The sequence below is a fragment of the Streptomyces sp. NBC_00028 genome, from assembly GCF_045041065.1.
GTDB lineage: Bacteria > Actinomycetota > Actinomycetes > Streptomycetales > Streptomycetaceae > Streptomyces.
In genome coordinates this window covers 8042554-8066319 of sequence record NZ_CP108293.1, presented here as the reverse complement: position 1 = coordinate 8066319, position 23766 = coordinate 8042554, and the positions used below count along the sequence as shown (strand labels likewise).

Sequence of the window (23766 nt, the reverse complement as noted above, 5' to 3'; positions counted from 1 at the left end):
GGCGCACACATGACCACCGTGTACGAACGGCGGGCGGCACCGGCCGTGACGCCGCCCGCACCGCGCTCCCCCGCGGGTGCGGTGCTCGCCGTGCTGTGGGCGGGGGCGGCGGCCGTGGTCGGCCTGTGGTGGGCGGACACCGGCACGGTGGTCGGTACGGCCGGCTGGCTGACCGGGGCCGGGCGGATCGCCGGGCTGCTGTGCGGGTACGTCTGCGCGGTGCTGGTCGGGCTGATGGCCCGGGTGCCGCTGCTTGAGCGGCGGGTCGGCTCCGACCGGGTGGCGCGCTGGCATGCGATGGCCGGGCGGTACACGGTCTGTCTGCTGGTCGCGCACATCGTGCTGATCCTGCTCGGGTACGCCGCCCAGGACCGGGCCTCGGTCTGGCACGAGACGGTGACGGTGGTTCTCGACTACCCGGACATGCTGAAGGCGGCCTTCGGCACGCTGATCCTCCTCGCGGTCGGCGTCACCTCGGCCCGTGCCGCGCGCCGCCGGCTCAGTTACGAGTTCTGGTACTACGTCCATCTGCTCACGTACGCGGCCGTGTTCCTGGCCTTCTTCCACCAGCTGACGCTGGGCGACGACTTCAGCGGCCACACCGCGGCCACGACCGCCTGGTACGTGCTGTACCTCGGGGTGGCGGCCCTCGTACTGTGGTTCCGCGTGCTCGCCCCGGTGCGGCTGAACCTGCGGCACCGGCTGCGGGTGGAGTCGGTGCACCGCGAGGCGCCGGGCGTGTACTCCGTAGTCGTCCGCGGCCGGCGGCTGGACGAGCTGGGTGCGCGGTCCGGGCAGTTCTTCCGCTGGCGGTTCCTGGGCCAGGGGCTGGGCTGGACGTCGACGCCGTACTCGCTGTCGGCGCCCCCGCGCCCGGACCTCATGCGGATCACCGTCAAGGCGCTCGGCGGCCACAGCGCGGCCGTGGCACTGCTGCGGCCCGGGACCCGGGTGTGGGCGGAGGGGCCGTACGGCTCACTGACCGGGGACCGGCGGACCGCGTCCCGCTCGCTGCTGATCGGCGCCGGGGTGGGCGTCACCCCGCTGCGCGCCCTGTTCGAGACCCTGCCCGGCGATGTCGCCTTCCTCTACCGGGCCCGCACGGCCGAGGACCTGGCCCTCGGCGGCGAGCTGGAGGCCGTCGCCCGCTGGCGCGGCGCCGAGGTGCGCTACGCCCTCAACGGACCGGACGGAAAGCGCCCGGATCTCTCCGCCGCCGCCCTGCGCGCGACCTTCCCGGACATCGCCGACCGGGACGTCTACCTCTGCGGTCCGCAGGGCTTCGCCCGCGAGCTGTACGTGGCGCTGCGCACCGCCGGGGTGCCCGACCGCCGTATCCACCACGAGTCGTTCGAACTCTGAGAGTCGTAAGGCCGCTGCCATGCACGCGTTGAAGAAGAACCGCCCCCTGCGCCGGATCGTGCTGGCGAGTGCCGCCACCGTCTCCGGGGTGGTGCTGCTGCTGTCGTTCAAGCCGCACACCGCTGCGGTGACCGCGCCGGCCGTCTCCGCGCCGTCGGGCGGCGCCCAGGTCACCGGCACGAAGACCGTGACCGGCGACTCCGTGGACACCCGCTGGGGTCCGGTCCAGGTCCGTGTCACCGTCACGAACGGCAAGCTCACCGAGGTGACCGCGGTCGACTACCCCCAGGACAACCCACGGGACCAGCAGATCAACAGCTACGCCATCCCGACCCTGCGCACCGAGGCCCTCCAGGCGCAGAGCGCGGACATCGACACGGTGTCGGGGGCCACGTACACAAGTGACGGTTACCGCCAGTCACTTCAGTCCGCACTGGACTCGATGAGCGGCTGAACACACGGGCGTCGCCACACGTACCTGAGGGCCAAGGGACCACGCCACCCCCCTTGATCCGTCCCCGGAGGAACCGTGACCACGACGCTCGCAGGCGGCCGCGCCGCCCGCCGCCAGACGATGCGCCGCATCCGCCCGCGCCGCTCCCCGGCCGTCCCGCTGCTGATCGCCCTGTGGGCGGGCGCGGCGGCGGTGCTGTGGCTGTGGTGGGACAACACCCCGTCCCTCGCGGACAACACCGCCAGGATCCTGGCCGCGGGCCGGATCACCGGACTGCTGTCCGGCTATCTGATGGCGCTGGTCGTCCTCCAGATGGCCCGGGTGCCGGCGCTGGAGCGGCGGGTGGGCTCGGACCGGGTCGCCCGCTGGCACGCGATGAGCGGCCGGTACACGGTGAGCCTGGTCGTCGCCCATGTCTTCCTCATCACCTGGGCGTACGCGCTCCAGGCCGGCAAGACGCTCGGCGATGTCGTGCAGCAGTTCACGGACATCGTCACGACCCTGCCGGACATGGGCAAGGCGGCCATCGGCACCGGACTGCTGGTGGTCATCGCCCTCCTGTCGGTCGGCGGCGTCCGGCGCAGGCTGCCGTACGACACCTGGTACCACGTGCATCTGCTCACCTACGCCGTGGTGTTCCTGACGTTCTGGCACCAGATCACCACCGGCAACGAGTTCGCCGTCCAGCCGACCGCGAAGACCTTCTGGTACGGGCTGTACGGCATCGTCACCGCGCTGGTGGTCTGGTACCGGATCCTCACCCCGCTCCGCCTCAACCTGCGCCACCGGATGTACGTCGAGGCGGTCATCGAGGAGACGCCGGGCATCGTGTCCGTGCTGATCGGCGGGAAGAAGCTGCACCGGATGGGCGCGGAGGCCGGGCAGTTCTTCCGCTGGCGGTTCATGGCACCCGGCATGCGGTTCAGCTCCCACCCGTACTCGCTGTCGGCGGCGCCCCGCCCGGACATGCTGCGGATCACGGTCAAGGCGATCGGCGACCACACGGCCCGGCTGCGCGAGCTGCGGCCCGGCACGAAGGTGTGGGCCGAGGGTCCCTACGGCGCCCTGACCGCCCAGCGTCGAAGCCGCGGCAAGGTGCTGCTGGTCGCGGGCGGCGTCGGCATCACGCCGATGCGGGCGCTGTTCGAGACGCTGCCCGGCGCGTCCGGTGACATCACCCTGCTCTACCGGGCCAACAGCACCCAGGATCTGGCGCTGTGGGACGAGCTGGCCGCCATCGCGGACGAGCGGGGCGCCCGGCTGATGTACGCGGTCAACAGTCCGGACGGCGAGCGGCCCGACATCTCGGCGGAGCGGTTGCAGCAGAAGCTGCCGGACATCGACGACCACGACGTGTTCCTGTGCGGACCGCCCGGCTTCGCGCAGTCCGTGTACGACTCGCTGCGCGACGCCGGGGTGCCGGCCCGCCGTATCCACCACGAGTCGTTCGAGATGTGAGCGACGGTCCCGCACGGACGTCACGCCCCCAACTCTGCCCGGCCGCACCAGACTTCAGGAGTTCATTCAGTCATGAGGAAGAGTCATCCGATCCGGCGTGTCGTCCTGGCCGGCGCCGCCACCGTCTCCGGGATCGTGCTGCTGCTGTCGCTGAAACCGTCGTCCGACCCGGCCTCGGCGGCCGGCGCGGCCCCGCCCGCCGCCGCTCAGGAGTCGGCGCAGGGCGGTGCGCAGCAGGCGGGGACCAGCACGTTCACCGGGGACGCCACGCAGACCCAGTACGGCGCCGTCCAGGTCCGGATCACCGTCGACGGCACCAAGATCACCAAGTCGGAGGCGGTGAAGGCGCCGCAGGGCGGGACCAGCACCGAGAAGACCAACCTGGCGGTGCCGAAGCTCAACGCGGCGGTGGTCGCCCAGCAGAGTCCCGACATCGACACGGTGTCGGGGGCGACGTACACGAGCGAGGGCTACAAGAAGTCCCTCCAGTCGGCGATCGACAAGGCGAACGCCGCGGCGCCGCCGCAGTCCGCGCAGCCCTCCCAGCCTTCCCAGAGCGCGTCCGCCCCGGCCCAGAGCGCCGCCTCCAAGACGCTGACCGGCACGGTCGCGCAGACGCAGTACGGCCCGGTCCAGGTCCGCATCACCGTCAGCAACGGGAAGATCACCAAGGCGGAGGCGGTGCAGGCGCCGAGCGGGGGCCAGAGCACCCAGAAGACCGAGCTGGCCGTGCCGAAGCTCAACGCGGCGGCGGTCGCGGCCGGCAGCGCGGACATCGACTCGGTGTCCGGCGCCACCTACACCAGCGCGGGCTACAAGAAGTCCCTCCAGTCGGCGCTGGACCAGGCCGGTGGCTGACACCGTGGCCGAACCGGCAGAAGCTCCCGCCGCGGTACGTCATGCGGAGGAGGTCATGGGGACCGTCTTCTCCTTCGACGTCCGCGGCGGGGACCCTGACACCGTCAGGGCGGCACTCGCGGAGGCGGTCGCCGGGCTGCACCGGGTGGACGCGGTGTTCAGCACCTACCGGGACGACAGCCAGATCTCCCGGCTGGCGCAGGGCGAACTGACCGTCGAGGAGTGCGATCCGGAGGTCGCCGAGGTCCTCGAACTGGGCGCGGAGGCCGAACGGTTGAGCGACGGCTGGTTCAGCCTCCGCTACGAGGGCCGGCTCGACCCGACGGGCATCGTCAAGGGCTGGGCGGTGGAGCGCGCGGCCAGACGCCTCATGAAGGCGGGCGCGACCGGGGTCAGCCTCAACGGCGGCGGGGATGTACAGCTGCTGGGAACGCCGGGACCGCAGCGCCCGTGGCGGGTGGGCGTGGCAGATCCCTTGCGGCCGGGGGGCTTGGCGGCGGTGGTGTCGGCGGCGGGCGCGAGCGAACTGGCCGTGGCGACATCCGGTACGGCGGAACGCGGCGCCCACATAGTCGACCCGCGCACGGGCCGCTCGGCGGTCACCGACTTGGTGGCGGTGACGGTGGTGACCCCGAGCGTGACCTGGGCGGACTGCTGGGCAACAGCGGCGTTCGCGATGGGTTCGCGAGAGGGCTTGCGCTGGCTGGAGGGCCTACCGGACGTAGAGGCACTCTTGATCACAGCGGGCGACGAGGTGAGATGTACGGGCGGCTTGGCAGCAAGGCTCGGGTGAAAGGCTTTTGAGGGGCGCGGGGCTGTATCGATTTGCGGCTCCGCCGCGTGGGCGCGACCAGCCCCCACCTACCCGCACCCGACAACGCTCAATGCCCGTTCTGAGCCAACCGCAACAAGTGCTCAGCCAAAGCCTGCCCACCCACCGGGTCCCGACTGATCAACAACAACGTGTCGTCACCCGCGATGGTCCCCAAGATGTCATGCAGCTCAGCCTGATCAATGGCCGAGGCAAGGAACTGCGCAGCACCGGGCGGCGTCCGCAACACCACCAGATTCGCCGAAGCCTCCGCGGAGATCAGCAGCTCCTGCGACAACCGCCGCATCCGCTCTTCCTTCGCGGACTCCCCGAGCGGCGCCCGAGGCGTACGGAACCCGCCCTCACTGGGCACCGCGTAGATCAGGTCACCGTCGTTGTTGCGGATCTTCACCGCGTTGAGCTCGTCGAGGTCCCGGGAGAGCGTCGCCTGGGTGACGCTCAGCCCGTCGTCGGACAGCAGCTTCGCCAACTGGCTCTGCGACCGCACCGGTTGCCGGTTGAGGATGTCCACGATCCGGCGGTGCCGCGCCGTGCGGGTCTGCGGCACCGCAGGCCCGCCCGCCCCGTTCTGCTCATGCTCCTGCGCCTGGCTCATCGACGTCTCATTTCTCCGGATCATCCGTCCCCGTGTGCCGCGTCAAGAACGCCGGGCAGCGCCTGGAGCAGCGCAGCCACCTCGTCGTCGCCGAGGTTCAGCGGCGGCATCAGCCGTACGACATCGGGGGCGGGCGCGTTCACCAGGAAACCGGCGTCCTGAGCCGCCTGCTGCACACGGGGCGCGAGCGGCTCGGTGAGCACGATACCCAGGAGGAGCCCGGAGCCCCGGACATGGTCGACCAGCGGGTGCCCCAGCGACTCGATTCCGTCGGTCAGCGCGGCGCTCTGCCGCTTCACGTTCTCCAGCAGGCCCTCACCGGCGATGGTGTCGAGCACGGCGAGTCCCGCGGCGCAGGCGACCGGGTTGCCGCCGAAGGTCGTGCCGTGGTGGCCCGGCTGGAGCAGTTCCGCGGCCCGGCCGAAGGCGACGGTCGCGCCGAGCGGCAGTCCGCCGCCGAGCTGCTTGGCGAGGGTCACGACATCCGGCAGTACTCCCTCGTGGGCCTGGTACTCGAACCAGTGCCCGGTCCGGCCGATGCCGGTCTGCACCTCGTCGAGGACGAGCAGCGCGCCCTTCGCCGCGGTGATCGCCCGGGCCGCCTTGAGGTAGCCGGCGGGCGGGACCACGACGCCGTTCTCGCCCTGGACGGGCTCGATGACGACGAACGCGGTGTCCTCGGTGACCGCGGCGGCCAGCGCCTGCGCGTCGCCGTAGGGCACGTGGGTGACGTCACCCGGCAGCGGCAGGAACGGGGTCTGCTTGGCGGGCTGGCCGGTGAGGGCGAGGGAGCCCATGGTGCGGCCGTGGAAGCCGCCCTGCGTGGCCACCATGTGGCCGCGCCCGGTCAGCCGGCCGATCTTGAAGGCGGCCTCGTTGGCCTCGGCGCCGGAGTTGCAGAAGAAGACCCTGCCGTCCCGGCCGAAGAGCTGGAGCAGCCGTTCGGCGAGGGCGATCGTCGGCTCGGCCATGAAGAAGTTGGAGATGTGCCCGAGGGACGCGATCTGCCTGCTCACGGCGTCGACGATGGCCGGGTGGGCGTGGCCGAGCGCGTTGGTGGCGATGCCGCCGACCCAGTCGTAGTACTGCGTGCCCGCGGAGTCCCAGACCTTGAGGCCCTCGCCGCGGACGAGGGGGAGGCGGGGGGTGCCGTAGTTGTTCATGAGCGAGCCCTGCCACCGCTGGGTGAGCTCCTGATTGCCGGTCATTCCCCATCCCCCTCTTGCGCGTCCGGCACGACCATCGTGCCGATGCCTTCGTCGGTGAAGATCTCCAGCAGGATCGAGTGCTGGACCCGTCCGTCGATGACCCGGGCGGTGTTGACGCCGTTGCGCACGGCGTGCAGGCAGCCCTCCATCTTGGGGACCATGCCGGAGCTCAACTCCGGCAACAGCTTCTCCAGTTGGGAGGCGGTGAGGCGGCTGATCACCTCGTCGGAGTGGGGCCAGTCCTCGTACAGGCCCTCGACGTCCGTGAGGACCATGAGAGTTTCCGCTCCCAGAGCAGCCGCGAGTGCCGCAGCCGCCGTATCAGCATTGACGTTGTAGACATGTCCGTCGTCCTGGCTACGGGCGATCGACGAGACGACCGGGATGCGGCCGTCGGCGAGGAGTGCCTCGATCGCGCCCGTGTCGATCGCGGTGATCTCGCCCACCCGCCCGATGTCGACCAACTCGCCGTCGATCTCGGGCTGGTGCTTGGTGGCGGTGATGGTGTGCGCGTCCTCGCCGGTCAGCCCGACGGCCAGCGGCCCGTGCTGGTTGAGGAGCCCGACCAGCTCACGCTGGACCTGTCCGGCCAGCACCATCCGTACGACGTCCATGGCGTCCTCGGTGGTGACGCGGAGGCCGGCCTTGAACTCGCTGACGATGCCGTGCCGGTCGAGGGCGGCGCTGATCTGCGGGCCGCCGCCGTGCACGACGACCGGCTTGAGGCCGGCGTGGTGCAGGAAGACGACGTCCTGGGCGAACGCGCGCTTCAGGTCCTCGTCGATCATGGCGTTGCCGCCGAACTTGATGACGACGGTCCTGCCGTTGTGCCGGACCAGCCAGGGCAGCGCCTCGATGAGGATCTGGGCCTTGGGGAGGGCGGTGTGCTTCCGCGCGGGTGGGTTGCTCATGACGAGTACGCGCTGTTCTCGTGGACGTAGTCGGCGGTGAGGTCGTTGGTCCAGATCGTGGCGGTCTCGGTGCCGGCGGCGAGGTCGGCGACGATGTGCACCTCGCGGTAGCGCATGTCGACGTTGTCGCGGTCCTCGCCGACGCCGCCGTTCTTGCAGACCCAGACGCCGTTGATGGCGACGTTGAGCTGGTCCGGCTCGAAGGCGGCCTTGGTGGTGCCGATCGCGGAGAGCACGCGGCCCCAGTTGGGGTCCTCGCCGTGGATGGCGCACTTGAGGAGGTTGTTGCGGGCGATGGAGCGGCCCACCTCGACGGCGTCCTCCTCGGTCGCGGCGCCCACCACCTCGACCTTGATGTCCTTGCTGGCGCCCTCGGCATCCCGGATGAGCTGCTGACCGAGGTCGTCGCAGACCTGGCGTACGGCCTCGGCGAACTCGTCGTGGGCCGGGGTGACTTCGGCGGCGCCCGAGGCGAGCAGCAGGACGGTGTCGTTGGTGGACATGCAGCCGTCGGAGTCGACGCGGTCGAAGGTGGTGCGGGTGGCGGCGCGAAGAGCCTTGTCCAGCACGTCACTCGGGAGATCGGCGTCCGTGGTCAGGACGACCAGCATGGTGGCGAGGCCGGGGGCGAGCATGCCCGCGCCCTTCGCCATCCCGCCGACCGTCCAGCCGTCCTTGGTGACGACGGACGTCTTGTGGACGGTGTCGGTGGTCTTGATGGCGATGGCGGCCTTCTCGCCGCCGTGCTCGGAGAGCTGGGCCGCGGCCGTCTCGACTCCGGGCAGCAGCTTGTCCATCGGGAGCAGGACGCCGATGAGGCCGGTGGAGGCGACGGCGACCTCGATGGCGCCGATGCCGAGCGCGTCGGCGACCTTCTCGGCGGTGGCGTGGGTGTCCTGGAAGCCCTTGGGGCCCGTGCAGGCGTTGGCGCCACCGGAGTTGAGGACGACGGCCGTCAACTGCCCGTCCTTGAGGACCTGTTCGGACCACACGACGGGGGCGGCCTTCACACGGTTGGAGGTGAAGACACCGGCGGCGGCGCGGCGGGGCCCGTCGTTGACCACGAGGGCCAGGTCGGGGTTGCCGTTCTCCTTGATTCCGGCGGCGATGCCCGCCGCCCGGAATCCCTTGGCTGCCGTGACGCTCACGGTGCGACTCCGATCGTGGAAAGCCCGGTGGTCTCGTCGAGACCGAGGGCGATGTTCATGCTCTGTACGGCACCGCCCGCGGTGCCCTTGGTGAGGTTGTCGATGGCGCTGATCGCGATGATGCGGCCTGCGGTCTCGTCGTACGCGACCTGCACCTGAACGGCGTTGGAACCGTAGACGGACGCGGTGGCGGGCCACTGTCCCTCGGGGAGGAGGTGGACGAAGGGCTCGTCGGCGTAGGCCTTCTCGTAGGCGGCGCGGACGGACTCGGCGGTGACCCCGGCACGGGCCTTGGCGCTGCATGTGGCGAGGATGCCGCGGGGCATCGGGGCGAGGGTCGGGGTGAAGGAGACGGTGATCCGCTCCCCGGCGACCCCGCTGAAGTTCTGGATCATCTCGGGCGTGTGCCGGTGGCCGCCACCGACGCCGTACGGCGTCATGGACCCCATGACCTCGCTGCCCAGCAGATGCGCCTTGGGTGCCTTGCCCGCGCCGGAGGTGCCGGAGGCGGCGACGATCACGGCCTCGGCCTCGGCGATCCCGGCGGCGTACGCCGGGAAGAGGGCCAGCGTGGCGGCGGTCGGGTAGCAACCGGGCACCGCGATGCGCTTGGACCCCTCCAGCGCGGCACGGGCACCCGGCAGTTCGGGGAGGCCGTAGGGCCAGGTCCCGGCGTGCGGGGAGCCGTAGAACCGCTCCCAGTCGGCCGCGTCCTTGAGCCGGAAGTCGGCGCCCATGTCGACGACCAGGACGTCCGGGCCGAGCTGCTCGGCGACCGCGGCGGACTGGCCGTGGGGCAGCGCGAGGAACACGACGTCGTGCCCGGCGAGCACCTCGGGGGTGGTCTCCTGGAGCACTCGGTCGGCCAGCGGCAGCAGATGCGGCTGCAGGGCGCCCAGCTTCTGGCCGGCGTTGGAGTTGCCGGTCAGGGCACCGATCTCGACCTCGGGGTGGGCCAGGAGCAGCCTCAGGGCCTCGCCGCCCGCATAACCGCTCGCTCCGGCCACTGCCGCACGTACCGCCATGTCACCCTCCTCTTGGATGGCATGACTATACGCAGCGATGCACGTTTATGCAATCTTGGGTGATCGTCGGACGACGCCCAGGGCGGCGAGCAGCAGCAGCGACAGGAGCGCCGCTCCCCCGACCGCGAGCCCCAGCCTCAACCCCGGTGGACGGAACGTACAGGTGACGGAGTCCGACCCGCCGCCCAAGGGCACGGACACCAGCCCGTGGTAGTCCCCCGCGGGTTCCACCGCCGCGTCGCCGGCCGCACAGCGCCAGCCGGCGATCCTGGGAGCCGCGACGACCGCGGTCCCGGTGCTCCCGGCGGGGAGTTCCGCCCGGATCGTGCCGTCGGAGACGGTGACCACCGTGGCGCCGGTGGTCCTGAGCCGCTGGACGACGTCATGCAGCGCGCCGGTGTCCAGACAGCCGACCGCGCCGTCCGGGATCACACCGGGGCGGTGCGCGGACAGCCCGATCGTCAGCCGGCCGGACGGCGGGACCGTACCGAGGCGCTGCATGGCGGCGCGCCTGCTCGCGTCCGCCCTGAAGCGGCCGGTCGGCCCCGGGGCACCGGTGAGCCGGGCCGTGCCCCAGAAGCGCGGGGCCCAGAGATAGACCTCGCTGCCGGCCGGGCACCGGGCCGTGAGGGTCTCGGGGCGCACGGTGAGGTCGGGCAGGGTGTAGACGCGGGCGCCGAGGAGCAGTTCCTGGTTGCGGTAGGGCGAGGGTCCGAAGGCGGGGCCGGTGGTGGTCGTGGGTCGTACGGTCACCAGAGGCGGCACGTCCTGGCGGCTGACGGTCACCCGGCCGCCCGCCTCCGGGTGTCGGCTCTGGTGCGGGTCCGGCGGGGAGTGCACCCGGGCGCCGACGGAGAAGATCACGTCAGTGACGGAGTTGTCCAGGCTCTGCAGACTGCGGCCGCCCGAGGTCCAGCCGCCGCCGAGCGCGGTGAGGGTGCGCAGGAGCACGTCGGAGGTGTGGCTGCTGTAGTACTGGGCGCCCTGGCCGCCCACGAGCATCGGATCGTTGGCGACGGTCTGCTCCCGGCCGGGGTCGGTGCGGTAGCGCGGCCAGCCGTCGGCCCCCGCGACCGCCTCCTCCTGCCGCCGCTGCCGGTCACCCCAGGGCGCGTAGTCGTCCAGATGCGCGAGCCGCAGCCGGGACGCCACGGCCGACGTGGCGACGGTCTCGCCGAACTGGGTACCGAGGAGCAGGAGGGCGGCGCACGCGACCAGCACGCGGCGACGAGCGCCCTTGCCGAGCCCACGCCGGTCGCCGACGCGGAGAAGACGCCGGGCACGCTCACCGACCGGACGCCGGTCGCCGACACGGAGGAGACGCCGGGCACGCTCACCGACCGGACGCCGGTCGCCGACACGGAGAAGACGCCGGGCACGCTCACCGACCGGACGCCGGTCGCCAACGCGGAGAAGACGCCGGGCACGCTCACCGAGGGGCCGCCATCCGCCCGTCCCGCTCGCCACGCCCAGCAGCACCAGCCCGACGACCGTGCCCGCGACGGCGAGCAGCAGGACCGGCCACGCGATCTGACGCACGAGCCCGCTCCGGCTCGCGACGGCCACGAGCAGGGCGAGCAGGCCGGCGGCCGCGCCCAGGGCGCGCGGGGCGGGCACGCCGTACGAGAGCGCGTGCCAGGCCGCCATCACCAGCAGCGCGCACACCACGAAGGCCTGCCGGTACGGACTGCCCTGCGGGGCGGCGAAGGCGTGCCAGAGCAGATGGGTCGGGTCCCACTGCATCGACAGGATCACCGCGGTCACCAGCAGGCTCCACCCGGCGCGCACCTGCCGGGGAGCCGCCCGGTGGAAGGGCAGGGCGAGGGCGAGGAGCAGGGCGGTGGTGCCGACGTAGAGCGCCGGTGAACCGAAGCTGTACGTCGTCGGCAGCAGCCGGGCCAGCAGGTCCTCGGTCCCCACCGGCTTGAACCGCGTGAACCTGCCGGGGGAGGCGTGGGTGGTGCCGAAGTAGATCACCGAGACGACCGGTGCGGCCAGGCCCACCCCGAGCGCCACGGTCAGCCCGGCGCGGCCCGCCACCGCGGCCTTGCGGCGAGGCGGGTGGCCGGAGAGGGCGAGGCGCAGCAGCAGGACGAGAGCGGCGGCGAGGGTGGCCATGTACGCGGTGTAGAAGTTGGCGATCCAGGCCGCCGTCACGACCAGCACCCCGAGAAGTGGCCGGCGCCGCTGCAGAATCCATTCGCCGACCAGGCACAGCAGCGGCAGCGCGATGAGGCCGTCGAGCCACATGAGGTTGTAGACGGCCGCGGCCACGGTCCATCCGCACAGGGCGTACGACGCCCCCAGGAGCCCCGCCGCCCACCAGCGGCCGGGGCGCAGCGCGAGCAGCAGCCAGGCCATGGCGGCCGCGGCGCACGCGACCTTCAGCACGGTGATCACGTACACCGCGAGGTCGATCTCGTCGCGCGGGAACAGCGCCACGAGCGGGGCGAAGGGGCTGGTGAGGTAGGTGCCGAGGTCGGGCAGGAAGCTGCTGCCGTACCCGGACTGCCAGTTGACCAGGAGCCCGCCGTCGGCCCTGCCGTGCAGCAGGTCCCACAGGTGGGCGTGGAAGGGCACGTACTGGTTGCCCAGGTCGTTGACGGTGCGGGTGCGGGGGCCGAAGGGGTAGCTGCGGGCGACGGCGTCGGCGGCGCAGAAGACGACGGCGGTGATCAGCGCCGCGAGTCCGGCCGCGGCCCGTCGAGGTCTTGGCATACCGCTGTGCAATTCGGGCCCCCCGTCCGGGGGTTCATCCCCGTGCGTCCATTCGCAGCAATTCACTGCGCCCTTTTAGACAGAGGGGGAATACGACCGGTTGTGCGGTCGCCGAAAGTGGTGGAATGAATTCCAGCTTATTCAAAGGTTAATGGAGGGTATGACATGACGGACGGCGCCACCCGTGAAGAGCGTTTCGCCCAGGGCCTTGAGGTGCTGCGGCGTGTCGACGGCGAGGTCGGGCAGCGGGTCATCGACTCGCTCGCCGACATCAGCCCCGAGATGGGCCACCAGATCGTCGCCTGGGGCTTCGGCGAGATCTACTCCCGGCCGGAACTCGCGCCGCGGGACCGCCAGTTGGTGACGCTGGGGATGCTCACCGCGCTCGGCGGCTGCGAGCCCCAGCTGGAGGTGCACATCAACGCGGCGCTGAACGTGGGTCTGACGCCCCAGCAGATCGTCGAGGCGCTGCTGCACTCCGCCGGCTACTGCGGTTTCCCGCGGGCCCTGAACGCCACGTTCGTCGCGAAGAAGGTGTTCGACGAGCGTGGGCTGTTGCCGGTCGACCGGCAGCAGCCCACGCCCCCTGACAACCCGCCTACTTCTGCCTGATCCGCAGGAAGGTGACGGAGTTCGCCGGGAAGGTGTACGTGAACTTGTCGGCGACCCCGTCGAACGTGGACCTCACCGGAGCGACCGGAGTCTCCGTCTCGGTGTTCACCGCGTTCGCGTCGGCCGCCAGGGTGGTGACCCGCGCCTTGGACGCGACCTTCGCACCGCCGAGGTCGATCGCCGTACGGGCCGCGGTGGCCTGCGCGTTGACGACCTTGACGATCAGGTCACCGGACTTCTTGTCCAAGGTGGCGACTTGGCGGAACGGCTCGGCCGGCTTGTCGTCGGTGAAGCTGCCCCACTCCTGACCGTCGAGGTACAGGGTGACCTGGCGGCCGCGCACCTTCACGTCGATGTCGTAGGTGCGGCCCGTCTCGATGGTGCCGGCCTTGGAGATCAGCGTGGACTTGCCGCCGTCCACGGCCTGTTCGACGGCGGACTGGGTGTTGTTCCAGCCGCCCAGGTTCCACCAGTAGTAGTTGCCGGTGTCCTTGACGCCGAAGGCGACGAGGAAGCCCTCCTTGCCGGACTTCTTGGTGGCCTTCACCTTCAGGTCGTAGTCGTGCCAGTTGGTGTCACCGGCCGACACCATGGTGTTCTCGGCGGCGACGTCGGTCTGCACGTACTGCCCGTCCTGGACGCTCCAGCTGCCGCCGCCGGTGTGCGTCCACTTCGAGGCGTCACCGGAGAAGTCGTCGCTGAGCAGGGAGTTGCCGTCGGCGTCCGTGACCTGGACGTCGTCGTAGGCGGCGGTGGTCGCCCAGGTGGACAGGCCCACGGCACCGGTGAGGGGGCCGGTGAGCGAGGGGGTGCCGGTGGCGGTCGAGGGAACGACCCGGTCGCCGACGTTGTTCATGAACAGCTTCTGGACCTCGTAGTTGGCCGAGTTCCAGGCGGCGTGGTTGTTGAACCAGATTAGGTCCGGCCGCCACTGGACATAATCCTCGTTGGCGAACAGCGGTGCGTACGAGGCGAGTTTGACGACGTCCGCGTTGCGCTCCAGGCCGGTCATGTACGCCGCCTCGGCGAGGCCGTTCTTGAACGCGTTGCCCAAGGAGGCGTACTCGCCGAGGAAGACCTTCGGGCCGCTCCGGTCGTAGGTGTCGTAGCGGTCGTTGTTCTGCAGAAACCACTGGGTGCTGTTGTAGTAGTGCTCGTCGACCATGTCGACCTTGGCGTCCTTGTTGAGCTGCCACGCCGTGTCGAAGGTCGTACCGGAGTCGTCCGGGCCGGAGTTGGAGATGACCTGGATGTCGGGGTACTTCGCCGCGATGGCGGCGCGGAACTCCTGGAACCGGGCGAAGAACGCCTCGGGCAGGTTCTCCTCGTTGCCGACCTCGATGTGGGTGAGGTGGAAGGGCTTGGGGTGGCCCATCTGGGCGCGCTTCTTGCCCCATTCGCTGGTCACCGGGCCGTTGGCGAACTCGATGAGGTCCAGGGTGTCCTGGATGTGCCGCTTGAGGAGCGCCTCGTCGTCGACGGCCTTGTTCTGGCCGCAGCCGGTCACCAGGGCCGGGACGACGGGCAGCGGCATGGCGCCGATGTCCTCGGAGAGGCGGAAGTACTCGTAGTAGCCGAGGCCGTAACTCTGGTTGTAGCCCCAGAAGTTGGAGTTGGTGGCGCGCTCCTCGACCGGCCCGATGGTGTCCTTCCACTGGTACGACCGCTTGCGCTGGTAGCCGGAGGCCTCGCTGTAGTCCTCCATGGAGCCGGTGTTGACCAGGCAGCCGCCGGGGAAGCGGACGAAGCCGGGGTGCAGGGCCTCGATCTTCTCGGCGAGGTCCTTGCGCAGGCCGTTGGACTCGTTCCGGTAGGTGTCACGCGGGAAGAGGGACACCATGTCGAGCGCGGTCGCGGCGGAGGAGCCGACGGTGAGGCGCCCCGCATTGCTGGTGCGGGTGGCGGTGAAGGTCGCCTTGTACTTGGCCCAGCCGCTCTTCGTCACGGCCACCTGGCGGGCGGCGGCCAGGCCGCCGTCGGCGTCCTGAAGGGTGACCGTGAGGGTCGTGCCGGCCGCGGCGCGGGCCCATACCGAGAAGTCGTACCGCTTGCCCTCCTCGACGCTGACGCCGGTGTTGTAGCCCGCGTTCGTGACGGACGAACCGGCGCCCAGGGAGAGGTAGTTGCGGTTGCGGGCGTTCAGGCGCCCGTCGTCGTTCACGACCTGGCCGGTGCCGTCGACCGTCCAGGAGGTCAGGGGCGTGTACGACTTGTTGTCGTCGGTGGAGTACTCGAAGGACCGGTTCTGCACGAGCTCGGCGTACAGACCGCCGTCGGCGGCCCGGTTGATGTCCTCGAAGAAGACGCCGTACATCGTGTCGTCGATCTTCGCGCCCTTGGCGGTGGGGTCGACGGTGATGGCGTAGTCGGTGACGTCCTCGGCGTGGGCGGGGGCGGGGATGAGGCCGGCCGCCGCCAGGAGGGCGGTGGCGGCTATGCCGTATCTCCAGCGGGTGCGTGACATGAATACTCCGCGGCTCGATGTTCGAAATCCCAGACGCTGATCAGCACTTCGAACGGCAAGATAGGGAGGGGGTTCGGGAGCGTCAATGGGTCGCGGGGTTTCGAAAGTGTCGGAAGGGAAGCAGGAATGGAAGATTTCTGGCCAGTGCCGGATGTACTGGCATATCTGGCCGGAAGCTGGAGGGTGGCGCGCTCCGTACGCGACCTGGCGAGCGGAGCGGAAGGGGAGTTCTCCGGCACGACGGTTTTCAGCCCTCTGGAGGGCGGCGGCCTTCTGCACCACGAGTCCGGCACCTTCACCTGGCAGGGTGTCCCGCGCCCCGCCGAACGGACGCTGCGCTTCCTACCGGGTCCACGCTCAGGGACGGCGGACGTACGCTTCGCCGACGGCCGCCCCTTTCACAACCTGGACCTGACGACCGGTCGGCATGTCACCGACCATCCGTGCTCGGCGGACCTTTACCGCGGCGAGTTCAGCGTCCTGGACGCCGACCACTGGCGGACCGCCTGGCGGGTGGGCGGCCCCGCCAAGGACCTGGTGCTCACGACCGACTACGCCCGGGACGACTGAGTCGACGCCCCGTCGAAGCGCAGGTTCCAGCGGCCCGCGTGGCCGGTGAGGGTGGTCGTCGACAGGGGACGCACGTCGATGTTCCAGTAGGTCGAGGGGGGTGCCTTGAGGGCGTACACCAGGGCCGCCCGGACCACCGAGGGTTCGGCCACGGCGACGATCCGGCCGCCGTCGCCCACGGGGCGGGTGTCGAGCCAGCCGCCGACCCGGGTGATGAACGCCAGCAGCGACTCACCGCCGTGCGGAACGCCGCGTGGATCGGCGAGCCAGGCGTCCACCGCCTCCGGCTCGCGCGCCATCGCCTCGCCCAGCGTCAGCCCACGCCAGCGGCCCATGTCGCAGTCCCGCAGGGCGAGTTGCACGAGCGGGGCGTAACCGAGGGCGTCGCCGGTGGCGCGGCTGCGCGGGGTCGGCGAGCAGTAGCGCAGCTCGGCGGCGGCCAGGGGCAGCAGCTCCTGTGCGGCGCGCTGCACCTCGTCCCAGCCGGCCTGATCGAGGGGCCGGTCGTCCTCGAAGCGTTCCGCGAGCAGCGGGGAGCTGCGGGCGGCGGCGACGAATGTGACCCGGAGTGCCATGCGGTGATGGTGAGTGGAGAAAGTACGCAGGTCAAGGGGTGTTACCCGGGAGTTACGCCAAGGTCGGGACGGGGCCGGACAAGTCACCTGAAACGAGGGGGCCTAGGACCTGTCCGGCGGATCATGCCGCAGACGCGGGGGCTGGCACGCCGGCCTGCGGCGTTGTCGTCGGTTGACGACGCTCCGCGTCGCCGCCCTCCTCCGCCTTGCAGTCCAACGCGCCAGCCCCCGCTCACCTGCGTCGATGAGGCGCCGCGGCTTTCCTGCGACTTGATCCGCCGGACAGGCCCTAGTAGAGGTACGCCATCCACCGGTCCGGCTGGGCGAGCGGCGCGAACCCGGCCTTCTCGTACACCCCGTGCGCGTCGTGCGTGGCCAGCAGGATGCGCCGCAAGCCGTCCTCGCGCAGATGCTCGCGCACCGCCTCGACCAGTGAGGTGCCGATCTTCTTGCCCCGCACGGCCGGATCGACGTACACATCGCACAGCCACCCGAAGGTCGCCCGGTCGGTGATCACCCGGGCATACGCCACCTGCTCCCCCGAAGCCGTGTCGTACACCCCGAAGTTGAGCGACCCGGCGATCGCCCGGTCCTGCTTCTCGCGGGTGCGCCCGAGCGCCCAGTACGCGTCGGTGGACAGCCACCGGTGCACCCGCCCGGCGTCGATGCGGTCGGGGTCGGTGGAGATCTCGTAGCCGGTGGCGAGGTCGCTCATGGCGGGATCCTCGCAGGGGACGGCGGTCAGGGGCGAACGGTTTCCGCCCCGGCCCCCCGGAGCACCTCGTCATACGCCGTACGAAGCCGTCGTACCCCTTCCGCGATCTCCCCTGCGCCCGCGACCGCCGCGAAGCTCAACCGGAGGTGGCCGGCCGGGGGTTCGGCGCTGAAGTACGGGCGGCCCGGGGTGATGGCGACGCCCGCGCGCAGGGCGGCGGCCGTGAGGGCGGGTTCGGACATGCCCTCGGGCAGGCGCAGCCACAGGTGGTATCCGCCGGACGGGATGTGGGGCAGGGCGAGTTCGGGGAGGTTCAGGCGCAGGGCCGAGGTCATGGTGTCGCGGCGGCTCCGCAGGGCGGCGGAGATCGAACGGAGGTGGCGGGGCCAGGCCGGGGAGCCGACCAGTTCCAGTGCCGCCTCCTGGAGGGGCCTCGGCACGAAGAAGGTGTCGACGACCTGGATGGCGCGCAGCCGTTCCAGGACCGGTCCGCGGGCGGCGAGCGCGCACACGCGGAAGCTCGGCGAGGTCGCCTTCGTCAGCGAGCCGACGTGCACGACGACCCCGTCCGCGTCCTCCGCGGCGAGCGGGCGCGGGAGTGCGCCCGCGTCCTCGTGCACGAGCCGTCGTACGAAGTCGTCCTCGACGACGAACGCGCCGGCCTCCCGCGCGATCCGCAGCACCTCGCCGCGGCGCTCGGGGGCGAGGACGGCGCCGGTCGGGTTCTGGAAGAGGGGCTGGCAGATGAAGACGCGGGCGCCGGTGGCCCGGAAGGCGTCGGCGAGCAGTTCGGGGCGCACCCCGTCCGCGTCCACCGGAACGGGCACCGGGCGCAGTCCCGCCGCCCGCGCGATCGCCAGCATGCCCGGATAGGTGGGCGATTCGACGAGCACCGGCGCCCCGGGGGTCGCGAGCGCGCGCAGGGCGATCGTCAGCGCCGACTGGCCGCCCGCGGCGATCAGCACCTCGGCCGCGCTCACGGCCCCGCCGATGCCCCGCGCGAACCACTCGCGCAGCTCCACCAGCCCCTCCAGTGGCGGGCGCCCCCAGGCGCCGGGGCGGCGGGCGGCCCGGGAGAGCGCGGCCGCGAGGGCCTGCTCGGGCTGGAGCGAGGGGTGCAGATAGCCGCCGGTGAACTCGATGACGCCGGGCGGCGGCGCGGCCAGCGAGACCACGACTCCGGACGCGTCCACCGAGCGGGGCACGAGGTCGGTGGCGGCGTCCGCGCTCAGGGCCACCTCCTGCCAGGAGGTGTCGCCGGCCGGGGCGGGCGTCGTCGTCCGCGGGTGGGTCCGGAACGCTCCGGCGCCGGGACGGGTCACCACCAGGCCCTCGGCGGCCAGCTGGGCCAGGGCGCGGGAGACGGTCACCGGGCTCACCCGGTACTGCTCGACGAGGGCCCGGCTCGACGGGAGCTTTCCACCAGGTGAGTAGCGGTTCAGCTCCTGTCGCAGCCGTTCCGCCAGGTCACCGACGCTGCTACGCTCTTGCATGAGAGTACAGAGTAGCGCTACTGCCCCGATCACGATAGCGGTCGACACCCAGCCGTCCCGGGCGACCGGGACCCTCCTCGCCGCGCTCGGTGTCGTCGCCTTCTCCCTCACCTTCCCCTCGACCGCGTGGGGCCTGGAGGGCTTCGGACCGTGGTCGCTGGTCGCCGTGCGGTCCGTCCTCGCCGCGCTGATCGCCGGGGTCTGTCTGCTCGCCCTGCGCGTCCCCGTGCCCGACCGGCGGCACTGGGCCGGGCTCGCGGTCGTCGCCGCCGGGGTCGTCGTCGGCTTCCCGCTGCTCACCACCCTCGCGCTGCAGACCTCCACCACCGCGCACGCCGCCGTCGTGGTCGGGCTGCTCCCGCTCACCACCGCGCTGCTGTCCGCCCTGCGCATGGGCACCCGCCCGTCCCGCACCTTCTGGACGGCCGCCGGCGCCGGTGCCGCGGCGGTCGTCGCCTTCACCGTGCAGCAGAGCGGCGGCGCCCTCACCACCGCCGACCTCTATCTCTTCGGCGCGCTGCTGGTGTGCGCGGCCGGCTACACCGAGGGCGGCCGGCTGGCCCGGGTCATGCCGGGCTGGCAGGTCATCGGCTGGGCGCTGGTCATGTGTCTGCCGTTCAGCGTGCCCGCCGCCATCACGGCGTTGTCGTACGAGCCCGTCGAGCTGACGTTCCACAGCGTGAGCGGTCTGCTCTGGGTCTCGGCGGGCTCGCAGTTCCTCGGACTGGTCGTCTGGTACCGGGGCATGGCGGCGATCGGCATCCCGAAGGCCAGCCAGTTGCAGTTGGCCCAGCCGCTGCTCACACTGGTGTGGTCGGTGCTGCTGCTCGGCGAGCACCTGACGGTGGCCGCCCCGCTGACGGCCGCGGCGGTGCTGGTCTGCATCGCGGTGACCCAGCGGGCCCGAGGCTGAGCGGCGTGCACGCACGGGTCCCCTCCGGGCCCCGCGCCGTAAACTCAAGGCCACGGACCGCTGCTCCCGTACGTGGTGAGGAGGCCCTCCAGATGCGTGCAACCGTGGGCGACCAGCTTGTCCAGCACGGCAGGGTGGTCGGACAGCACGACAAGGTCGGCGAGATCGTCGAGGTCATGGGACAGAGTGGCAACCCCCCGTACCGCGTCCGTTTCGAGGACGGGCACGAGGGCGTGTGCTCACCCGGCCCCGACACCGAGATCCGACACCGGCAGCAGACCGGCCGCTAGGTCGGACACGGCCTGGGCCGGCAGAAGCGGCCGACGGCTCAGCGCGGGGGCTCCGAGGGCTCCTGGTAGTGGTCGGCGACCACCCGCGCCATGGCCCCGGCCGGGTCCGCCGCGACCTCGCGGGCGGCGAAGAAGACATGCCCGCGCACCTGAACCTGATCGGACGCGAGCGCCAGGTGCCTCGACAGTTCGGCGGGGTCCTGCCAGGCGGCGGGCTGCGCCGGGTCACCGGCCTTGTAGAGGGCCTCGCCCACGTACAGCTTCGTCCTGCTCCCCCGCGCCTGCTTCGCCCACCAGGGCACGAGCTTGGCGTAGTCGGCGACGGTGAAGCCGATGTTCCAGTAGATCTGCGGGACGATGTAGTCGATCCAGCCCTCCCGGACCCATTTACGGGTGTCGGCGAAGACGTCGTCGTACGCCTGCATCGCCTTGGTATCCGAGCCGAGCGGGTCCGTCGAGGCGTTGCGCCACACACCGAAGGGGCTGATCCCGAACTGGGTGGTGGGCCGGATCTGCTTGATCCGCGCGGCCGTCTCCAGGACCAGCTTGTCGATGTTGGAGCGCCGCCAGTCCCCGCGGGTGTCGAAGCCGCCGCCGTACTTGTCGAAGGCCGCGTCGTCGTCGAAGGTCTGGCCCGCGACCGGATACGGGTAGAAGTAGTCGTCGAAGTGGACCGCGTCCACCGGGTACTTGTGCACCGCGTCCAGGATCGCGTTCTCGACGAAGGCGCGGACCTTCGGCAGCCCGGGGTTGTAGTACAGCCTGCCGCCGTACGGCACCACCCAGTCCGGGTGCACCCGGGCCGGGTGGGAGGCGATGAGCTTCGTCGGGTCGGCGTGGTTGGCGATCCGGTACGGGTTGAACCAGGCGTGCAGCTCCAGACCGCGGGCGTGGGCCTCCTCGACCGCCGTGCCGAGCGGGTCCCAGCCGGGGGCCCTGCCCTGGGTGCCGGTGAGCACCTGCGACCAGGGCTCGTACGACGAGGGCCACAGCGCGTCCGCCGTCGGCCGCACCTGGAGCATCACCGTGTTCAGCCGGCGCTGCACGGCCCGGTCGAGCAGTTTGACCAGCTCGGCCCGCTGCTGTGCGGCGGTCAGCCCCGTCCTCGAGGGCCAGTCGCGGTTGGCCACGCTCGCCACCCACACCCCGCGCATCTCCCCCGGCCCCCGGCGCCGGGGGGACTCCGCTCCGCCCGCCATCGCCGCGTTCGCCGCCAGCGCGCCGCCGCCCGCCGTGAGAGCCGACAGGGCCGTCACCGCGAACGCCCGCCGCGACAGCCGTGACTTCCGATGCATCCTCAACCGAACCTCCGTGCGCCGTCTGCTCGCGGTCAGCCTGCCATCCGGCCCCCCGGCATTCGATCAACGACCGCCGAAGGGAACGTGCAGGTTTGGGGCAGGCGTCGAGTGAGGCGGGCGGTCCGGCGGCGAGCCGCCCCGCACGCCCCACGGACCACGGATCCGCTCGACCTCCGGCGGATCCGCCGTCGAGCATGCCCGACCCGCGCGATCGATCATCGATACTTTCCAGTAACGTGCACGAACGGAGCAGGCTGCGAACCACGCGGGTCCTGCCGGATTCGTAGATCTGCGAAGGGGACGATGTGACCGACATCGAGCGCGTCGGAGTGGTGGGCTGCGGCCAGATGGGAGCGGGCATCGCCGAGGTGTGCGCCCGTTCCGGACTGGACGTGAAGGTCGCCGAGACCACGGGTGAGGCCCTGGAGATCGGCCGGACCCGGCTGCTGAACTCCCTGACCAAGGCCGCCGAGCGCGGCAAGATCAGCGAGGAGGAGCGGGACTCCGCCCTGGCGCGGCTCTCCTTCACCACCGACCTCGGCGAGTTCGCCGACCGCGACCTGGTGATCGAGGCGGTCGTGGAGAACGAGCAGGTGAAGACCGAGATCTTCCAGGTGCTCGACCAGGTGGTGACCCGCCCGGACGCGATCCTCGCCTCCAACACCTCCTCCATCCCCCTGGTGAAGCTGGCGGTCGCCACCTCACGGCCCGACCAGGTCATCGGCATCCACTTCTTCAACCCCGCCCCGGTGCAGAAGCTCGTGGAGCTGATCCCGGCCCTCACCACCTCCGAGGGCACCATCAGCCGCGCCCAGGGCTTCGCCGAGAAGCTGCTCGGCAAGCACGCGATCCGGGCCCAGGACCGCTCCGGCTTCGTGGTGAACGCCCTGCTCGTGCCGTACCTCCTGTCCGCCATCCGGATGTTCGAGTCGGGCATCGCCGGCCGCGAGGACATCGACAACGGCATGGAGATGGGCTGCGCCCACCCGATGGGCCCGCTGAAGCTGTCCGACCTCATCGGGCTGGACACCATCGTCTCCATCGCCAACTCGATGTACGACGAGTACAAGGAGCCCCTGTACGCCGCTCCCCCGCTGCTCCAGCGCATGGTGGACGCCGGCCGCCTGGGCCGCAAGACCGGTTCCGGCTTCTACACCTACAGCTGAACGACTCGCAGCCGATTGCACAGTGCCCGTTCCAGGGTGCTGGTCACACAGTGCGACGGACACGGGCCCGGCACTCCTCGGAGCGCCGGGCCCGCCGTATTCACACACCGTGTGCGCGCCGGGCACGCATATGCCTGTCGCACACGCTCCCCACGCGTCCACCAGGGGAGTTGACTCCTCATGCGCATGCAAGGGATGTGACGACTACGGAAAGGAGCGGACACGTGACCGCCGACCCGGAGCATCCCGTGGTCCATGGAGAACTCGCAGAGTTACGCCGCCGCCTCGATGTCGCGTACGCGCGTGTCGAGGGAGGGCTCGCGCTGCTCAGCCATCGCACGGAGGAGACGGACAAGGAAGTCGACGACCTCAGTTCACGGATCGTCGCGCTGGAGCACGCCCGTTGGCCGCTGCCCGCGGTCGCGGCCGTCACGGCCGTGGGCGCGCTCATCGTCGCGGTCTGGCAGGCCCTCGGGCACTAGGCACCGGGACGTGGTGGGGGATCAGGGCAAGACGTCCTGCCCGAGCCTGAGATGGTGCAGCAGGAGTAACGCGGCCGCCATGTTGGCGGCCGGGACCTCCCCGCGGGCGACCATGTCGGGGACGAGCTTGAGGGGGACCCATTCCCGGCGGTCCGACTCGAAGTCGTCCACGGGGTGCCCGACGTACTCGCCCTCCTCGGCCCAGTAGATGTGGTGCCGGGCGTCGGTGAGCCCGTTGGACGGTTCCACGCTCATGAGGTGGTGCAGCGGGCCCGGCCGCCAGCCGGTCTCTTCCTCGAGTTCCCTGGCGGCCGCGCTCGCGATGTCCTCGCCGTCCTCGACGACACCCGCGGCCAGTTCCCACCCCCAGCTGTCGGTGATGAAGCGGTGGCGCCACAGGAGGAGTACCTCGTTGGCCTCGTTCACCACCGTGGCCACGGCGACGGGCCGCAGCCGTATCAGGAAGTGGTCCAGGTGCCGCCCGTCCGGCAGTTCCACATCTGCCAGGTTGACGGTGAACCAGCGGTTTGCATACACAGTTTGTTCGTTCTGTTTCGTCCACTGCACGGTTCTGCCACCTTCCGTCGAGTAAGTGGCAATATCGCAGCAGGGACGGTGG

At 71.1% G+C, this 23766-nt stretch carries 23 protein-coding genes; 11 read left to right on the top strand and 12 right to left on the bottom strand.

Annotated features, from left to right (window positions below; all coding sequences use genetic code 11):
• Positions 1 to 9 precede the first annotated feature (9 nt).
• The 5 genes from OG885_RS36365 to OG885_RS36345 all read left to right on the top strand — a co-directional run bounded on the left by OG885_RS36365 (position 10) and on the right by OG885_RS36345 (position 4925).
• Entirely contained in the window at positions 10 to 1362 is a 1353-nt protein-coding gene (locus tag OG885_RS36365) for a ferric reductase-like transmembrane domain-containing protein (protein ID WP_405739047.1), read from the top strand.
• 19 nt (positions 1363 to 1381) lie between these two features.
• On the top strand, positions 1382 to 1816 hold the full coding sequence (locus tag OG885_RS36360; RefSeq protein WP_405739044.1) for an FMN-binding protein: 435 nt from the start codon (positions 1382 to 1384) through the stop codon (positions 1814 to 1816).
• A gap of 75 nt (positions 1817 to 1891) precedes the next feature.
• The gene (locus OG885_RS36355; RefSeq protein WP_405739041.1) at positions 1892 to 3274 is read left to right on the top strand and encodes a ferric reductase-like transmembrane domain-containing protein; all 1383 of its coding nucleotides are present in this window, start codon (positions 1892 to 1894) and stop codon (positions 3272 to 3274) included.
• Between the two features lie 72 nt (positions 3275 to 3346).
• Positions 3347 to 4132 (top strand): FMN-binding protein, encoded by a 786-nt coding sequence (locus OG885_RS36350; protein ID WP_405739038.1) that lies wholly within the window; start codon positions 3347 to 3349, stop codon positions 4130 to 4132.
• 4 nt (positions 4133 to 4136) lie between these two features.
• On the top strand, positions 4137 to 4925 hold the full coding sequence (locus OG885_RS36345; protein WP_405743033.1) for an FAD:protein FMN transferase: 789 nt from the start codon (positions 4137 to 4139) through the stop codon (positions 4923 to 4925).
• Between the two features lie 88 nt (positions 4926 to 5013).
• Here OG885_RS36345 and OG885_RS36340 read toward each other — a convergent pair whose 3' ends face one another.
• Genes OG885_RS36340 through OG885_RS36315 form a run of 6 tightly spaced genes read right to left on the bottom strand, consistent with a single transcriptional unit; the run spans position 5014 to position 12569 of the window.
• Positions 5014 to 5559, bottom strand: a complete 546-nt coding sequence (locus tag OG885_RS36340) for an arginine repressor (protein WP_329341213.1) — start codon at positions 5557 to 5559, stop codon at positions 5014 to 5016.
• Between the two features lie 20 nt (positions 5560 to 5579).
• Entirely contained in the window at positions 5580 to 6767 is a 1188-nt protein-coding gene (locus tag OG885_RS36335) for an acetylornithine transaminase (RefSeq protein WP_405739035.1), read from the bottom strand.
• Positions 6764 to 7678: an acetylglutamate kinase gene (gene argB / locus OG885_RS36330; protein ID WP_405739032.1), complete on the bottom strand. Its 915-nt coding sequence runs from the start codon at positions 7676 to 7678 to the stop codon at positions 6764 to 6766. The genes OG885_RS36335 and argB overlap by 4 nt, the downstream gene beginning before the upstream one ends.
• Positions 7675 to 8826, bottom strand: a complete 1152-nt coding sequence (gene argJ, locus OG885_RS36325; RefSeq protein ID WP_405739029.1) for a bifunctional glutamate N-acetyltransferase/amino-acid acetyltransferase ArgJ — start codon at positions 8824 to 8826, stop codon at positions 7675 to 7677. Before argJ ends, argB begins: the two co-directional genes overlap by 4 nt.
• Positions 8823 to 9851 (bottom strand): N-acetyl-gamma-glutamyl-phosphate reductase, encoded by a 1029-nt coding sequence (argC, locus tag OG885_RS36320; RefSeq protein WP_405739026.1) that lies wholly within the window; start codon positions 9849 to 9851, stop codon positions 8823 to 8825. Before argC ends, argJ begins: the two co-directional genes overlap by 4 nt.
• A gap of 45 nt (positions 9852 to 9896) precedes the next feature.
• Complete coding sequence (locus OG885_RS36315) at positions 9897 to 12569, bottom strand: YfhO family protein (RefSeq protein ID WP_405739023.1); 2673 nt, start codon at positions 12567 to 12569, stop codon at positions 9897 to 9899.
• A gap of 165 nt (positions 12570 to 12734) precedes the next feature.
• On the opposite strand from OG885_RS36315, the gene OG885_RS36310 reads away from it, so the two are divergent.
• Positions 12735 to 13181: a carboxymuconolactone decarboxylase family protein gene (locus OG885_RS36310; RefSeq protein WP_405739020.1), complete on the top strand. Its 447-nt coding sequence runs from the start codon at positions 12735 to 12737 to the stop codon at positions 13179 to 13181.
• On the opposite strand, the gene OG885_RS36305 is transcribed toward OG885_RS36310, so the two are convergent.
• Positions 13168 to 15645: an alpha-L-arabinofuranosidase C-terminal domain-containing protein gene (locus tag OG885_RS36305; RefSeq protein ID WP_405739017.1), complete on the bottom strand. Its 2478-nt coding sequence runs from the start codon at positions 15643 to 15645 to the stop codon at positions 13168 to 13170. The genes OG885_RS36310 and OG885_RS36305 overlap by 14 nt on opposite strands.
• A 126-nt stretch (positions 15646 to 15771) precedes the next feature.
• Here OG885_RS36305 and OG885_RS36300 point away from each other — a divergent pair, with 126 nt between their 5' ends.
• A complete protein-coding gene (locus OG885_RS36300; RefSeq protein WP_405739014.1) occupies positions 15772 to 16215 on the top strand; it encodes a DUF6314 family protein in 444 nt (147 codons plus the stop codon).
• Here the strand turns inward: OG885_RS36300 and OG885_RS36295 are convergent.
• The 3 genes from OG885_RS36295 to OG885_RS36285 all read right to left on the bottom strand — a co-directional run bounded on the left by OG885_RS36295 (position 16197) and on the right by OG885_RS36285 (position 18998).
• Positions 16197 to 16790 (bottom strand): histidine phosphatase family protein, encoded by a 594-nt coding sequence (locus OG885_RS36295; RefSeq protein WP_405739011.1) that lies wholly within the window; start codon positions 16788 to 16790, stop codon positions 16197 to 16199. The genes OG885_RS36300 and OG885_RS36295 overlap by 19 nt on opposite strands.
• Positions 16791 to 17079: 289 nt before the next feature.
• Complete coding sequence (locus OG885_RS36290) at positions 17080 to 17505, bottom strand: GNAT family N-acetyltransferase (RefSeq protein WP_405739008.1); 426 nt, start codon at positions 17503 to 17505, stop codon at positions 17080 to 17082.
• A gap of 26 nt (positions 17506 to 17531) precedes the next feature.
• Complete coding sequence (locus tag OG885_RS36285) at positions 17532 to 18998, bottom strand: PLP-dependent aminotransferase family protein (RefSeq protein ID WP_405739005.1); 1467 nt, start codon at positions 18996 to 18998, stop codon at positions 17532 to 17534.
• Between OG885_RS36285 and OG885_RS36280 the strand changes: the two genes are divergently transcribed.
• Both OG885_RS36280 and OG885_RS36275 read left to right on the top strand, forming a co-directional pair.
• Entirely contained in the window at positions 18997 to 19911 is a 915-nt protein-coding gene (locus tag OG885_RS36280) for a DMT family transporter (protein ID WP_405739002.1), read from the top strand. The two genes, OG885_RS36285 and OG885_RS36280, sit on opposite strands and share 2 nt — an antisense overlap.
• A gap of 92 nt (positions 19912 to 20003) precedes the next feature.
• On the top strand, positions 20004 to 20201 hold the full coding sequence (locus OG885_RS36275; protein ID WP_405738999.1) for a DUF1918 domain-containing protein: 198 nt from the start codon (positions 20004 to 20006) through the stop codon (positions 20199 to 20201).
• 38 nt (positions 20202 to 20239) lie between these two features.
• Here OG885_RS36275 and OG885_RS36270 read toward each other — a convergent pair whose 3' ends face one another.
• Positions 20240 to 21496, bottom strand: a complete 1257-nt coding sequence (locus OG885_RS36270; protein ID WP_405738997.1) for a glycoside hydrolase family 10 protein — start codon at positions 21494 to 21496, stop codon at positions 20240 to 20242.
• A 308-nt stretch (positions 21497 to 21804) separates the two neighbouring features.
• Between OG885_RS36270 and OG885_RS36265 the strand changes: the two genes are divergently transcribed.
• Together OG885_RS36265 and OG885_RS36260 are read left to right on the top strand one after the other, a co-directional pair.
• Positions 21805 to 22665: a 3-hydroxybutyryl-CoA dehydrogenase gene (locus OG885_RS36265; protein WP_405738994.1), complete on the top strand. Its 861-nt coding sequence runs from the start codon at positions 21805 to 21807 to the stop codon at positions 22663 to 22665.
• Positions 22666 to 22889: 224 nt separating this feature from the next.
• Entirely contained in the window at positions 22890 to 23147 is a 258-nt protein-coding gene (locus OG885_RS36260) for a hypothetical protein (RefSeq protein ID WP_194082411.1), read from the top strand.
• A gap of 21 nt (positions 23148 to 23168) precedes the next feature.
• Here the strand turns inward: OG885_RS36260 and OG885_RS36255 are convergent, their stop codons facing one another.
• Positions 23169 to 23714 carry an NUDIX hydrolase gene (locus tag OG885_RS36255; protein WP_405738990.1) on the bottom strand — a complete coding sequence of 182 codons (546 nt, stop codon included), beginning with the start codon at positions 23712 to 23714 and terminating at the stop codon, positions 23169 to 23171.
• Positions 23715 to 23766: the final 52 nt, after the last annotated feature.

Excerpts from the sequence above, each read along its gene's own strand:
- OG885_RS36285 (WP_405739005.1), bottom strand. The coding sequence starts at position 18,998 with ATGCAAGAGCGTAGCAGCGTCGGTGACCTGGCGGAACGGCTGCGACAG.
- OG885_RS36290 (WP_405739008.1), bottom strand. The coding sequence starts at position 17,505 with ATGAGCGACCTCGCCACCGGCTACGAGATCTCCACCGACCCCGACCGC.
- OG885_RS36310 (WP_405739020.1), top strand. The coding sequence starts at position 12,735 with ATGACGGACGGCGCCACCCGTGAAGAGCGTTTCGCCCAGGGCCTTGAG.
- OG885_RS36350 (WP_405739038.1), top strand. The coding sequence starts at position 3,347 with ATGAGGAAGAGTCATCCGATCCGGCGTGTCGTCCTGGCCGGCGCCGCC.
- OG885_RS36335 (WP_405739035.1), bottom strand. The coding sequence starts at position 6,767 with ATGACCGGCAATCAGGAGCTCACCCAGCGGTGGCAGGGCTCGCTCATG.
- OG885_RS36300 (WP_405739014.1), top strand. The coding sequence starts at position 15,772 with ATGGAAGATTTCTGGCCAGTGCCGGATGTACTGGCATATCTGGCCGGA.
- OG885_RS36270 (WP_405738997.1), bottom strand. The coding sequence starts at position 21,496 with ATGCATCGGAAGTCACGGCTGTCGCGGCGGGCGTTCGCGGTGACGGCC.
- argC (WP_405739026.1), bottom strand. The coding sequence starts at position 9,851 with ATGGCGGTACGTGCGGCAGTGGCCGGAGCGAGCGGTTATGCGGGCGGC.
- OG885_RS36360 (WP_405739044.1), top strand. The coding sequence starts at position 1,382 with ATGCACGCGTTGAAGAAGAACCGCCCCCTGCGCCGGATCGTGCTGGCG.
- OG885_RS36280 (WP_405739002.1), top strand. The coding sequence starts at position 18,997 with ATGAGAGTACAGAGTAGCGCTACTGCCCCGATCACGATAGCGGTCGAC.
- OG885_RS36365 (WP_405739047.1), top strand. The coding sequence starts at position 10 with ATGACCACCGTGTACGAACGGCGGGCGGCACCGGCCGTGACGCCGCCC.
- OG885_RS36275 (WP_405738999.1), top strand. The coding sequence starts at position 20,004 with ATGCGTGCAACCGTGGGCGACCAGCTTGTCCAGCACGGCAGGGTGGTC.
- argB (WP_405739032.1), bottom strand. The coding sequence starts at position 7,678 with ATGAGCAACCCACCCGCGCGGAAGCACACCGCCCTCCCCAAGGCCCAG.
- OG885_RS36315 (WP_405739023.1), bottom strand. The coding sequence starts at position 12,569 with ATGCCAAGACCTCGACGGGCCGCGGCCGGACTCGCGGCGCTGATCACC.
- OG885_RS36295 (WP_405739011.1), bottom strand. The coding sequence starts at position 16,790 with ATGGCACTCCGGGTCACATTCGTCGCCGCCGCCCGCAGCTCCCCGCTG.
- OG885_RS36305 (WP_405739017.1), bottom strand. The coding sequence starts at position 15,645 with ATGTCACGCACCCGCTGGAGATACGGCATAGCCGCCACCGCCCTCCTG.
- OG885_RS36340 (WP_329341213.1), bottom strand. The coding sequence starts at position 5,559 with ATGAGCCAGGCGCAGGAGCATGAGCAGAACGGGGCGGGCGGGCCTGCG.